Here is a 12,293-nt window from a genome sequence, read left to right as displayed (position 1 = left end):
CCGGGAATCGCAGGACTTTGCGCCGAACCGCCGGATATTTCGCCCCGCCCCGGAGTTGATCCCGCCAACTAGAACAAGGCTGGGAGCACGATATGTCCGATCCGACCCGCCGGGAGCCGCTGAAGCAATGCGGGATCGCGACGGCCGAACAGGGTTTCGTGCTGCTCGATGGACCGAATGGCGTGGCGATCGCGATGACGCCCGAGGCGGCGCAGGGCACGGCGCACAGCCTGCTCGCCGCCGTCGACGAGGCCGCGCGCCAGCGTGCGACGCCGGATAGGGACTGACCCTATTGCGCGTTGCCCCCCGGCCCCGCGATAAGGGGCGCCGATGATAAAGGTCGCGAGCTATAACATGCGCAAGTCGATCGGCACCGATCGACGGCGTCGGCCCGAGCGCACGCTCCAGGTTCTGGCCGAAGTGAATGCCGACATCATCGCGTTGCAGGAGGCCGACCGGCGCTTTGGCGTGCGCGAGGCCGTGCTGGCGGGGCATCTGCTCAGCGAACATTCGGACTGGAAGCCCGTCCCGCTGGGGATGCGCGCACGGTCGATGGGGTGGCACGGCAACGCGCTGCTGGTGCGCAAGGACGCCGAGATACTGGATTGCGAGGCGATCCACCTTCCTACGCTGGAGCCGCGCGGCGCCGTGATGGCGGACGTGCGCCTGCACGGACAGGTGGTGCGCGTGGTGGGGATGCACCTGGACCTGTCCGGGCTGTGGCGGCGGCGGCAGGCGCATGCGATCATCGCGCATGTCCAGGCGAGCATGCACCAATACCCCACGGTCCTGATGGGCGACCTGAACGAATGGAGCGCGCAGAGCGGGTGTCTGCGCGACTTTGCCCAGCACTTCACCTTTGCCGAAACGGGCAAGAGCTTTCACGCGCGGCGGCCGATGGCGCGGCTGGACCGGATCATGACCACGCCCGACCTGCGGATCACGGCGGCGGGGGTGCATGACAGCCTGCACGCACGCACTGCGTCCGACCATCTGCCCGTCTGGGCGACGATCGACCCGGCCTGATGCAGGGCACGCGCGACAAGGAACTGCGGCTGGCGCTGGTCTGCTATGGCGGAATCAGCCTGGCCGTGTACATGCACGGCATCACCAAGGAAATCTGGCGGCTGGCCTGCGCCAGCTGCGCCGCACGCGATGGCGATGCGCCGATGGGCGGCAGCCAGGGGGTGTACCGCGCACTGCTCGACGAAATCCGGGAGCGGCACGGCATCAACCTGCGCGTGCTGGTCGACATCGTATCGGGCGCGAGCGCGGGCGGGATCAACGCAGTGTTCCTGGCCCAGGCGATCGCCACCGGCCAGTCGCTCGACCCGCTGACCGACCTGTGGATGGAACATGCCGATGTCGAGGCGCTGACCGACCCCGCGCAGGCGCCGTCGCACCGCTTCGCCAAGATCTGGGCCACGCCCATCGCCTGGATGGTCGCCAATCGCAGCAAGGCGATCGACGAGACGGTCGACGCATCGGCGCGCGAGGAAGTGCGTGCGAAGCTGGAGCGGTTCGTCCGATCGCGCTGGTTCGAGCCGCCGTTCGGGGGCAAGCACCTGCTCGATACGCTGCTCAATGCCTTTGCGACCATGGCGAAGGGGCCGCGTGCCAAGCGGCTGCTGCCCGCCGGCCAGCCGCTGGACCTGTTCGTCACCGTCACCGATTTTCGCGGCCATCCCGAAACGCTGCGGCTCAATTCGCCGCCGCAGGTGATCGAGAACGAGCACCGGCTGGTGTTTGCGTTCAGCGATCATGGCAATGACGGCACGGCCTTTGCCCACCCCGCCGAACTCGCCTTTGCCGCGCGGGCGACGTCGAGCTTTCCGGGCGCGTTCCCGCCGTTCATGGTGGCGGAGATGGACGAACTGCTGGCGCAGCGCGGCGATCCCTGGCCCGAGCGCGATGCGTTCCTGGCGCATGTCCTGCCGCGCCAATGGGCCGACAACCGCGCCGAAAAGGCCGTGCTGATCGACGGATCGGTGCTGGCCAACGCGCCGTTCGGCCCGGCGATGGAGGCATTGCGCGAGCGCCCGGCGCGGCGCCATGTCGATCGCCGCTTCGTGTTCATCGACCCCTTCCCCAGCTTTCGCTTCGATTTCTACGGCAACGCGCATGACAAGCCGGGGTTCTTCGAGACGATCATCGGCTCGCTCTCCGAACTGCCGCGCGAGCAGCCGATCCGCGACAATCTGGAGGCGATCGGCGCGCGGTCGCAGCGGATCGAGCGGATGCTGGCGATCCTCTCCGAAATCCGCGCCGAAGTGGAAACGCAGGTCGAGGCGCTGTTCGGCTATACGCTGTGGCTGGACTACCCCACCCCGCCCCGCATCGCGACGTGGCGGCGGCGAGCACAGGTCGCGGCGGCCGCCAAGGCGGGCTATGGCCACACCGCCTATGGGCTGTTGAAGGTCGAGGGCGCAGTCGATCGGACCGCGCAGCTGCTCCACACGATCGGCGACAGCCACAGCCCCGAGCGGCTGCGCGAAATCCGCGAGGCGATTGCGCATGTCGTCCAGGCGCGCGGTGCCGACCGGTTCGGCGCGACGCTGTCCAACGGGGCGTCGCCCGCCGCGCTGGAATTCCTGCGCGCGCACGACCTGGGCTTTCGCATCCGGCGGCTGCGGCTGCTCGCGCGGCGGCTGGGCGAGATCGACTTGCCGAGCAGCCATGCCGAGCTGATGCCGATGCGCGAGGCGATCTACGAATCGCTTGCCGCCTATCTGGAGCTGAAGCGATCGGACACGTTCGCCGATCTGCGCGACGAAGTGCGCCAGATGACCGACGATGCCGGACCGCTGCTCGACCGAGTGGCGGAGCGGATGCAGCTCAAGGCGCTCGACGTGGCGACCGATGCGCGGCTGTCGGCCGGGTTCAGCCAGCTGTCCAAGGAACTGCGGCGCACGATGCTGCTCGCCTATCTGGGCTTTCCGTTCTTCGACATCGCCACCTTGCCGCTGCTCCAGGGCGAAGGGCTGGACGAGTTCGACCCGATCCGCGTCGATCGGATCGCGCCCGACGACGCCTGCTCGATCCGCACCGGCGGCGCCGAGGCGACGTTGAAGGGTATCCAGTTCAACAGCTTCGGCGCATTCTTCAGCCGCGCCTATCGCGAGAACGACTATCTGTGGGGCCGATTGCACGGCGCCGAGCGGCTGATCGACATCGTGCTGTCGACGCTGGCGGGCGACGACCGCCCCGATGCGGCGCGGACGGCCGCGATCAAGCGGCAGGCGTTCCTCGCGATTTTGGACGAGGAAGAGACTCGGCTGACGAGTATTTCCGGACTGTTCAAGGAATTGCGGGCGGAGATTGGGTAGGGGTTTGGGTGCGATTACGCGCTCCCCTCCCGCTTGCGGGAGGGGCTGGGGGTGGGCCTGGCCACGGGCGACGCAGCTTGCGGCACGGCCCTCCCCTAACCCCTCCCGCATGCGGGAGGGGGATTTGGTTCCCGCAACTCGGCGACCATGCGCTCCCCTCCCGCTTGCGGGACGGGCTGGGGGGGGGGCCTGGCCACGGGCGACGCGGCTTGCGGCACCGCCCTCCCCTAACCCGTCCCGCGCGCGGGAGGGGGATAGTAAGGAAGAGGGGCACGTCGGGCCCTGCACCACCCAAAGTCTGGCCAATTCGCGCGCGGCGCCCTACAGTCGGTGCCGGTCTGGCGATTAGGGGCGCGGAATGCGGTTTCTGAAGGTTCTGTTCTGGCTCCTGCTGGGGGGGCTGGCCGCGAGTTTCGTGATCTATAATGGCGACGAGCGCGTCAGCATCCATTTGTGGAGCGGGCTGGTCGCGGACTTCAGCCTGCCGCTGTTGCTCATCCTCGTGTTCCTGCTCGGTTTCCTGCCGTCGCTCGTCGCCTATCAGGCGCTGCGGTGGCGGATGCGCCAGCGTTTTGCCGGGCTGGAGCGCGCGCTTGCCGATCTGCGCGCCGTGCCGCCGGTGACCACGGGCCAGGGCTTCGACGCGCCGGCCGCGCCGCTAGACCCGCAGCCGACGCTCGCGCTGGGCACGGAGCCCAAGGCATGAGCGCGCGGGTCTATGTCGCACTCGACACCCCCGATCTTGCCAAGGCGAAGGCGCTGGCGACGCGGGTGCGCAACCATGTCGGCGGGATTAAGCTGGGGCTGGAATTCTTCATGGCCAATGGCCGCCACGGCGTCCACGAAATGGCCGAGATCGGGCTGCCGATCTTCCTCGACCTGAAATTCCACGACATCCCCAATACCGTGGCGAAGGCCGTGCAGGCGCTGCGCCCGCTGGAGCCCGCGATCCTGACCGTGCACGCCGCCGGCGGGCGCGCGATGCTGGAGGATGCCAAGGCCGCCGCCCCGCTGGGCACCAAGGTGGTCGCCGTGACGATGCTGACCAGCCTGGACGCGCGCGATCTGGTGTCGATCGGGCTGGCCGGCGACCCGCATGAGCAGGTGCTGCGGCTGACCGAACTGGCGCAGTCCGCCGGCGTGGACGGCATCGTCTGTTCGGGCGAGGAAGTGGGCGCCGCGAAAAAGGCGTGGCCGGGCGGGTTCTTCGTCGTGCCGGGCGTGCGCCCCGCCGATGGCGTGGTGGGCGACCAGAAGCGCGTGGTGACGCCGCGCGCCGCCGTGGACGCGGGCGCATCGATCCTGGTGATCGGACGCCCGATCACCCAGGCAGAAGACCCCGATCAGGCCGCGCGCGCGATCGAGGCGACGCTCTAGGCAACATTGGCCACCCCCCGGAGGTGTTGAAACATCGCGGTTATTCGCCGCGATGCCGCCCCTGCGCGTGCCGGCACTGCTATAAGGAAGCATATCGGTTCGCCACTGCAGGGAGCAGCTTTGTCCACGCCGTCCAGCCATTCCGCGCCCGTGCACGCCGGGTCCAAGATCCTGTTCTATCTGCCGGTCGTCACGCCCTGGTGGTTCGAGCATATCATCGCGCCGCTGATCCGGACGCTGGCCGGCGCGCATGACGTGCATGTGCTGGCGCCGGCGCCGTGGAGCGGCACGGGCATCGGGCCGGGCGAGCTTCAGCGCTGCACCGACCTGACCGGCATCCATTGGTACATCATGGACGGGTCCGACCATCCGACGACGCGGACCGTGCCGACCGCGCGGGCCGACATCGTCGCGTTCGTTCGCGATCTGGCCCCCGATTACGTCCTGTGCCGCAGCGCCGATTACGAGACGGCACAGGCCTTTCCCGGCATCGTGCGGATGGTGATGGAGGGCAAGATCGAGCCGTTCAATCCGCCGGACGACTGGGCGGTGCTCGACCTGCGGCCGCTCGACCAGGGGCTGATGCCGGTGCTGGACGATGCCGAGCGGGCGCGGATCGAGGCGCTGATCGCCCCGGCATGGGACAGGCTGCGCGCGCAGCATGCGGCCCGCTCCGGCGAGCGCGAGCGGACCTTGTCCGAAATCGGCGTCACGGGCGATGGCCCGGTGCTGCTCGTTCCGCTCGAATATGAGCATGAAGAGAATTTCTTCGCGATGTACCGCGTGGGCGGCACCCCCAATGCGCGGCTGGTCGCGGACCTGGCGGCGCAGGTGGGGTCCGGCGTCACGCTGGTGCTGACCAATCATCCGCTCAACCACATCCATGTCGACAACAGCGCGCTGGAAGCGGTTGTCGATGCGCTCGACAATGTCGTGCTGGCGCCGCCGCAGATCGACGGCGTGTCGTCCACCTTCGCGCTGGCGCGCGTGGTGGACGGGATGATACAGGGCGACAGCAAGAGCTTTGCGCTGACCGCGTTCTTCGGGCTGCCGATGCTGCGGCGATCGGTGTTCGAAAGCGGCGCGTGGCTGAACGCCTATTCGCGCGTCGAGGATTTCCTGCCCGCCATTCTCGCCGGCACGGCGCGGCGCCCGGCGGAGTCGGATGCGCGGCTGTGGTTCGGCTATTATATGGCGAACAACGTGTTCGATCCCGACGCCCCCGATTTCGATGCCGACGCGATCCTGGCGCGGATGGACCGCGCGCACGATCCCGCACGGTGGGAGGCGGGCATCGCCCGGCTGCGCGCGGCGCTGCCCCGCCTGTTCGCCTGACCGCTGGCACAGGCCGCGCCGTCGCGCCATAGAGCGGCGATGCCGACCATTCGCCCTGCCCTGCCGACCGACCTGCCCGCGCTGCACCGCGTGATCGAGCGCGCCTATCGCGGCGACAGCGCGCGGCAGGGGTGGACGCACGAGGCCGACCTGCTCGACGATACCCGCACCGACTTGGAGACGCTGGAGGCCATCGTCGCGGACCCGACCACGCGGCTGCTGATTGCGACAGAGGGCGATGCGCCGGTCGGGTGCGTGCAGGTGAGCGACCGGGGTGCGGGGCTCGCCTATCTGGGGTTGCTATGCGTCGATCCCGGGTTGCAGGCTGCGGGGCTTGGCCGGCAGCTGATCGCCGCGGCCGAAGCGTGCGCGCGCGATGCGTTCGGTGCCGACCGGATCGAAATGACGGTGATCGAACAGCGCGCCGAGCTGATCGCCTATTATGGCCGGCGCGGATACCGCGTCACGGGCGAGCGGCGCGATTTTCCGGTGCCGCACGATCCGCCCTATTACATGACGGTGCTGGTCAAGCCGCTCGACTAGCGCCTATGGGCTCCCCATGCCTGTGACTGCCAAGATCTGTGGCCTCTCCACGCCCGAAACGCTGGACGCCGCCGTGGCGAACGGCGCGAGCCATGTCGGGTTCGTGTTCTTCGCGCCCTCGCCGCGCAACCTCGACCTTGGTCAGGCGGCGGGGCTGGCGCAGCGGGTGCCGGCGCATGTCCAGCGAATCGGCGTGTTCGTCGATCCCGACGACGCACTGCTCGACGCGGCGATTGCGGCGGGGCGGCTCGACGCGGTGCAGCTGCACAAGGTGACGCCCGCGCGGGCTGCGGCAATCCGGGCGCGCGTGCCGGTATGGGCGGCGATTGCGGTCAAGACCCGCGCCGATCTGGGCGCGGCAGCGGCGTTCAACGGTGCGGCGGACCGGATATTGTACGACGCCAAGACGCCCGAGGGCGCGGCGTTGCCGGGCGGCATGGGGCTGCGGTTCGACTGGACGCTGCTCCAAGGCCATGCCCATGCCATGCCCTGGGCGCTGTCCGGCGGGCTCGACCCCGCCAATGTGACCGAGGCCGTGCGCGTGACGGGCGCGCCGCTGGTCGATGTTTCCTCCGGCGTCGAGACGGCGCCGGGCACCAAGGCTGTGGACAAGATCGCAGCATTCCTTAAGGCAGTGGCCGCTCTATGAACGCTCCCAATTCCTATCGCGCCCAGCCCGACGATCGCGGGCATTTCGGTCAGTTCGGCGGCCGCTTCGTCGCCGAGACGCTGATGCCGCTGGTCCTCGACCTGGAGCGCCATTACCGCGCGGCGCAGGCCGATCCCGCCTTTCACGCGCAATTCGACGACCTGCTCGAACATTATGTCGGGCGCCCCAGCCCGCTTTATTATGCCGAGCGGCTGACCGATGCGCTGCGCGCGAACGCGCCCGCGGGTATGGGGGCTGAGGTCTGGTTCAAGCGCGACGAGCTGAACCACACCGGCGCGCACAAGATCAACAATTGCATCGGCCAGATCCTGCTGGCGATGCGCATGGGCAAGACGCGGATCATCGCGGAGACCGGCGCGGGGCAGCATGGCGTGGCGACGGCCACGGTCTGTGCGCGCTTCGGCCTGCCCTGCGTCATCTATATGGGCGCGACCGACGTGGCGCGGCAGCAGCCCAATGTGTTCCGCATGAAGCTGCTCGGCGCCGAAGTGGTGCCGGTGACCAGCGGCGCGGCGACGCTGAAGGACGCGATGAACGAGGGGCTGCGCGACTGGGTCGCGAATGTCCACGACACCTTCTACATCATCGGCACGGCGGCGGGCCCGCATCCCTATCCGGAGCTGGTGCGCGATTTCCAGTCGGTGATCGGGAAGGAAGCGCGCGCGCAGATGCTGGCCCGCACCGGCAAGCTGCCCGACCTGCTGGTCGCGGCAATCGGCGGGGGCAGCAACGCGATCGGGCTGTTCCATCCGTTCCTCGACGACGCCGACGTCCAGATGCTGGGCGTCGAGGCGGCGGGCGAAGGGCTGGACAAGCGGCACGCGGCCAGCCTGGCGGGCGGTGAGCCCGGCATCCTGCACGGCAACCGCACCTATCTGCTCCAGGACGAGGACGGCCAGATCACCGAGGCGCACTCGATCTCGGCGGGGCTCGACTATCCGGGCATCGGGCCCGAGCATGCGTGGCTGCGCGACATTGGCCGCGTGCAGTATACCAGTGTGACCGATACCGAGGCGCTGGACGCGTTCCAGTTGCTGTGCCGGACCGAAGGCATCATCCCCGCGCTGGAGCCGAGCCATGCGATCGCGGCGGTGGCCAAAATCGCCCGCGAAATGCCGCGCGACAAGGTGATCCTGGCGAACCTGTGCGGGCGCGGGGACAAGGACATTTTCACGGTCGCCGACGCGCTGGGGGTGGCGATATGAGCATGCACCATCGTCATCCCGGCGAAGGCCGGGATCTTTGGCCGCGAGTCCCGCAATCGCACGAGGCCCCGGCTTTCGCCGGGGTGACGGCAATGGATCCCATGAACCTTCAATATAATCGTCTTCCCGGCGAAGGCCGGGATCTCGGGCCGCTATTCCCGCAATCGCATGAGGCCCCGGCTTTCGCCGGGGTGACGGAGGGGGCTAAGTGACCCGGCTTGCTTCCGCTTTCGCCCGCGCCTCCGATGCCGGGCGCGCCGCGCTGGTCACGTTTGTGACGGCAGGCGATCCCACGGCGCGGGATACCGCCGCGATCCTCGACGCGCTTGTTGCGGGCGGGGCCGATGTGATCGAGCTGGGGATGCCGTTCACCGATCCGATGGCCGATGGCCCGGCGATCCAGGCGGCGAACCTGCGCAGCCTCGCGGCGGGCACGCGCACTGCCGATGTGTTCGCCATCGCCACGGCGTTTCGCGCGCGGCACCCGGACGTGCCGCTGGTGCTGATGGGCTATGCCAACACCATGACGCGCCCCAACCCGGAGGCGTTCGCGGCAAAGGCGGCGGCGGCGGGCGTGGACGGGATCATCTGCGTCGACATTCCGCCCGAGGAAGCAGACGACCTGTTCCCCTTCCGCGCGCATGGGCTCGACGTGATCCGGCTCGCCACGCCGACGACCGATGCGGCGCGGCTGCCGACGGTGCTCGATGGCGCGTCGGGCTTTATCTATTATGTGTCGGTCGCCGGGATCACCGGGCTGCAGCAGGCGGCGCAGGCCTCGATCGAAGACGCGGTCGCGCGGCTCAAGGCGGCGACCGACATCCCCGTCGTGGTCGGCTTCGGCGTGCGCACGCCCGAACAGGCAGCGGCGATCGGGCGCGTTGCGGACGGCGTCGTCGTCGGCTCCGCGATCGTCGAGCTGGTTGCAGCGCATGCCACGCAAGCGGCCGGGCCAGTCCGCACCTATATCCAATCGCTATCGGCGGCGCTGGCCGCCTCTACCCCCAAGGAAGTCGCATGAGCTGGATCAGCCGCGTCCGCAACGTCCTGGCGCTCGCACCGCGCAAGGAGACCCCCGACAATCTCTGGCACAAGTGCAAGGGATGCGGGACGATGGTGTTCACCAAGGAGCTGGAGGATAACCTCCATGTCTGCCCGCATTGCGACCATCACGACCGCATCGGCGCGGCGCTGCGCTTTCAGTATCTGTTCGACGAAGGCAGCTATGCCGTGCTGCCGAGCCCCAAGGTCGCCGAAGACCCGCTGAAGTTCCGCGACCAGAAGCCCTATCCGGTGCGGCTGAAGGCGGCGCGCACCGCGACCGGCGAGACGGATGCGTTCCAGAACGCGCTGGGCACGATCTTCGGCAAGAAGGCCGTAATCGGCGTGCAGGACTTCGCGTTCATGGGCGGGTCGATGGGCCAGGCCGTGGGCGAGGCGTTCATCGCCGGCGTCGAGGCGGCGATCGCCGCGCGCGCGCCGTACATCGTCTTCACCGCATCGGGCGGCGCGCGGATGCAGGAGGGTATCCTCAGCCTGATGCAGATGCCGCGCACTACCGTGGCGATCGAAATGCTGCACGATGCGGGCCTGCCCTATATCGTCGTGCTGACCGACCCGACGTCGGGCGGCGTGATGGCGGCCTATGCGATGCTGGGCGACGTCCAGATCGCCGAGCCGCGCGCGACGCTGGCGTTTACCGGGCGGCGCGTGATCGAGAACACGATCCGCGAAAAGCTGCCCGACGATTTCCAGACCAGCGAATATTATCGCGAGCATGGGCTGGTCGACCGGGTCGAGCATCGCCGCGACTTGCGCGACGTGCTGGGCCGGCTGATCGGGCTACTGTGCGAGGCGAAGCAGGCGGCGTAGTGCGTTTCGCGTTTGCGCTCCGCTCTCTTGGGTCGGGCGAGGGCTTGGGTGCAGCGGGGGCACTTCCTCTCCATGTCGCCCCCTCCCCTGGCCCCTCCCGCAAGCGGGAGGGGAATATTGGCTGATTTCGCGATTTCCTCCGATCCGGCGGTGCAGTGCCAGCTTGAGCGGCTGACGCTGCTCTCGCCGGGCGCCGATATTCTGGGGCTGGACCGGATCACGCGGTTGCTGGCGCGAGTAGGCGATCCGCAACTGCGCCTGCCGCCGGTGCTCCATGTCGCAGGGACCAATGGCAAGGGGTCGACCTGCGCCTATCTGCGCGCCGCGATCGAGGCGGCGGGGATGACGGCGCATGTCTATTCGAGCCCGCATCTGGTGCGCTTCAACGAGCGTATCCGCGTGGCCGGTACGCTGATTTCGGATGCCGTGCTGGCGCCCCTGCTCGCCGAAGTGCTCGACGCGGGTGGCGACATTGGCGCGAGCTTCTTTGAAGTGACGACCGCTGCGGCGTTCCTCGCCTTTGCCCGTACCCCGGCGGATGCGTGCATCGTCGAAGTGGGGCTTGGCGGGCGGCTCGACGCGACCAATGTGATCGCCGCGCCGGCGGTGACGGCCATCGCGCAGCTGGGGATCGACCATCAGGCGTTCCTGGGCGACACCGCCGAGGCGATTGCGGCGGAAAAGGCGGGCATCGCCAAGCCGGGCGTTCCGCTGGTGACGATGGCCTATTCGCCCGAAATCGCCGCCGTGATCGGCGCAAGCGCGGCACAGCGTGGCGCGACGTGGCAGGCAGAGGGGGCCGAGTGGCGCTATGCGGTCGGTGCCGAAGCCATCGCCTATGCAGACGGCCAGGGGAGCCTCACTTTGCCCCTCCCCGCGCTGGCGGGGCCGCATCAGCCGGGCAATCTGGCGCTGGCGACGGCGATCCTGCGCCACCAGACCGCGCTGACGCTGCCCGACAGCGCCTATGCCGAGGCGGCGCGCGCGGCGCGGTGGCCGGCGCGGATGCAACGTCTGGGCGCCGGGCCGCTGACCGCGCGCCTTCCGGCGGGCGCCGAAGTCTGGCTAGACGGCGGGCATAATGCGGCGGCGGGCGATGCGGTCGCCGGGGCGCTGCGCGCGATCGTGGGCGACAGCGGGCGGCCGGTGACGCTGGTGCTGGGGATGCTGGCGAACAAGGACGCCGACGGGCTGCTCGACCCGCTGGCGCCGCTGGCGGATCGCGTGATCGCCGTGCCGGTGCCGGGGCACGCGCACCACGCGCCGGAGGAGATTGCGGCAGCGGCTGCGGCGCGCGGGGTGGCAGTGGTGGACATTGCCGCCGGTCCTGCGGAGGCGCTGGCAAGGATTGCCGCCGATTCCGGGCCTGCGCCGATCGTGCTGATTGCGGGGTCGCTGTACCTTGCCGGGGGCGTGCTGGCGGCGAATGGCGAGCTGCCCGACTGAGCGCGGGCTCGATCAGCCTTATTGCGATTGACTATTAATAGCGAAATCGCAACACTCGCTCCATCGCCAACGCGGGAGTCGAGTATATGTCAGCCGCCACTACCCTGTCCGCCACGCTGCCCGCGCTCCAGCCGGAGGATGCGGGCGCGCGCCTGTTGCTGTTCGGAATTCGCCAGATGGGCGCGCATGGGCTCAACGACGCGTGCGCCGCGCACGCGATCGTCACTGGATTCGGCAAGGGATTTCAACGCCCCTTGCTGCTGCTCCGCGCGCTGATGGCGGATATCTCGGCGCTGTCGAAGGGGCCGATCCAGATCGCGCCCTGGTGCTGCAGCCGGATGACCAAGTCCGAGGCGACGCTGCTCGACGCGATCGCGCGGGTGCGTACCAGCCCGGCGACCGCCAACCTGTTGCTGTCCGACCTGCTGGGCGTGCGCGACGCCAGCGGCGTGGCATCGACCGCGCACGCACTGGCCAATGCCTTTGCCGACCTGGCACTGCCGCTGGACTGAACCGCGC

General features: G+C 69.0%; 13 protein-coding genes. All 13 read left to right on the top strand.

Annotated features, from left to right (window positions below; translation table 11 throughout):
* The first annotated feature begins 92 nt into the window (after window positions 1-92).
* The 13 genes from ACG3SL_RS07365 (at window position 93) to ACG3SL_RS07305 (ending at window position 12,286) form a co-directional block, all read left to right on the top strand.
* Complete coding sequence (locus ACG3SL_RS07365) at window positions 93-287, top strand: hypothetical protein (protein WP_448664489.1); 195 nt, start codon at window positions 93-95, stop codon at window positions 285-287.
* Between the two features lie 43 nt (window positions 288-330).
* Complete coding sequence (locus ACG3SL_RS07360; protein WP_448664488.1) at window positions 331-1,026, top strand: endonuclease/exonuclease/phosphatase family protein; 696 nt, start codon at window positions 331-333, stop codon at window positions 1,024-1,026.
* Window positions 1,026-3,326 (top strand): patatin-like protein, encoded by a 2,301-nt coding sequence (locus tag ACG3SL_RS07355; RefSeq protein ID WP_448664487.1) that lies wholly within the window; start codon window positions 1,026-1,028, stop codon window positions 3,324-3,326. Before ACG3SL_RS07360 ends, ACG3SL_RS07355 begins: the two co-directional genes overlap by 1 nt.
* 358 nt (window positions 3,327-3,684) lie before the next feature.
* Window positions 3,685-4,032: a lipopolysaccharide assembly protein LapA domain-containing protein gene (locus ACG3SL_RS07350; RefSeq protein WP_448664486.1), complete on the top strand. Its 348-nt coding sequence runs from the start codon at window positions 3,685-3,687 to the stop codon at window positions 4,030-4,032.
* A complete protein-coding gene (pyrF, locus tag ACG3SL_RS07345) occupies window positions 4,029-4,703 on the top strand; it encodes an orotidine-5'-phosphate decarboxylase (protein ID WP_448664485.1) in 675 nt (224 codons plus the stop codon). Before ACG3SL_RS07350 ends, pyrF begins: the two co-directional genes overlap by 4 nt.
* Window positions 4,704-4,823: 120 nt before the next feature.
* Entirely contained in the window at window positions 4,824-6,038 is a 1,215-nt protein-coding gene (locus ACG3SL_RS07340) for a hypothetical protein (RefSeq protein WP_448664484.1), read from the top strand.
* 39 nt (window positions 6,039-6,077) lie between these two features.
* Window positions 6,078-6,581 carry a GNAT family N-acetyltransferase gene (locus ACG3SL_RS07335; protein WP_448664483.1) on the top strand — a complete coding sequence of 168 codons (504 nt, stop codon included), beginning with the start codon at window positions 6,078-6,080 and terminating at the stop codon, window positions 6,579-6,581.
* A 16-nt stretch (window positions 6,582-6,597) separates the two neighbouring features.
* Entirely contained in the window at window positions 6,598-7,230 is a 633-nt protein-coding gene (locus ACG3SL_RS07330) for a phosphoribosylanthranilate isomerase (RefSeq protein WP_448664482.1), read from the top strand.
* Window positions 7,227-8,456, top strand: coding sequence for a tryptophan synthase subunit beta (gene trpB, locus ACG3SL_RS07325; protein WP_448664481.1), 1,230 nt, complete (start codon window positions 7,227-7,229; stop codon window positions 8,454-8,456). Before ACG3SL_RS07330 ends, trpB begins: the two co-directional genes overlap by 4 nt.
* Before the next feature lie 208 nt (window positions 8,457-8,664).
* Entirely contained in the window at window positions 8,665-9,477 is an 813-nt protein-coding gene (trpA, locus tag ACG3SL_RS07320) for a tryptophan synthase subunit alpha (protein WP_448664480.1), read from the top strand.
* Window positions 9,474-10,328 (top strand): acetyl-CoA carboxylase, carboxyltransferase subunit beta, encoded by an 855-nt coding sequence (gene accD, locus ACG3SL_RS07315; RefSeq protein ID WP_448664479.1) that lies wholly within the window; start codon window positions 9,474-9,476, stop codon window positions 10,326-10,328. Before trpA ends, accD begins: the two co-directional genes overlap by 4 nt.
* Before the next feature lie 117 nt (window positions 10,329-10,445).
* A complete protein-coding gene (locus ACG3SL_RS07310; protein ID WP_448664478.1) occupies window positions 10,446-11,774 on the top strand; it encodes a bifunctional folylpolyglutamate synthase/dihydrofolate synthase in 1,329 nt (442 codons plus the stop codon).
* Between the two features lie 86 nt (window positions 11,775-11,860).
* Complete coding sequence (locus ACG3SL_RS07305; protein ID WP_448664477.1) at window positions 11,861-12,286, top strand: DUF6628 family protein; 426 nt, start codon at window positions 11,861-11,863, stop codon at window positions 12,284-12,286.
* Window positions 12,287-12,293: the final 7 nt, after the last annotated feature.

Source organism: Sphingomonas degradans (genome assembly GCF_053502645.1).
This window is presented reverse-complemented; position numbering and strand designations above follow the sequence as displayed.

Excerpts from the sequence above, each read along its gene's own strand:
- ACG3SL_RS07365 (WP_448664489.1), top strand. The coding sequence starts at position 93 with ATGTCCGATCCGACCCGCCGGGAGCCGCTGAAGCAATGCGGGATCGCG.
- ACG3SL_RS07360 (WP_448664488.1), top strand. The coding sequence starts at position 331 with ATGATAAAGGTCGCGAGCTATAACATGCGCAAGTCGATCGGCACCGAT.
- ACG3SL_RS07355 (WP_448664487.1), top strand. The coding sequence starts at position 1,026 with ATGCAGGGCACGCGCGACAAGGAACTGCGGCTGGCGCTGGTCTGCTAT.
- ACG3SL_RS07350 (WP_448664486.1), top strand. The coding sequence starts at position 3,685 with ATGCGGTTTCTGAAGGTTCTGTTCTGGCTCCTGCTGGGGGGGCTGGCC.
- pyrF (WP_448664485.1), top strand. The coding sequence starts at position 4,029 with ATGAGCGCGCGGGTCTATGTCGCACTCGACACCCCCGATCTTGCCAAG.
- ACG3SL_RS07335 (WP_448664483.1), top strand. The coding sequence starts at position 6,078 with ATGCCGACCATTCGCCCTGCCCTGCCGACCGACCTGCCCGCGCTGCAC.
- ACG3SL_RS07330 (WP_448664482.1), top strand. The coding sequence starts at position 6,598 with ATGCCTGTGACTGCCAAGATCTGTGGCCTCTCCACGCCCGAAACGCTG.
- trpB (WP_448664481.1), top strand. The coding sequence starts at position 7,227 with ATGAACGCTCCCAATTCCTATCGCGCCCAGCCCGACGATCGCGGGCAT.
- accD (WP_448664479.1), top strand. The coding sequence starts at position 9,474 with ATGAGCTGGATCAGCCGCGTCCGCAACGTCCTGGCGCTCGCACCGCGC.
- ACG3SL_RS07305 (WP_448664477.1), top strand. The coding sequence starts at position 11,861 with ATGTCAGCCGCCACTACCCTGTCCGCCACGCTGCCCGCGCTCCAGCCG.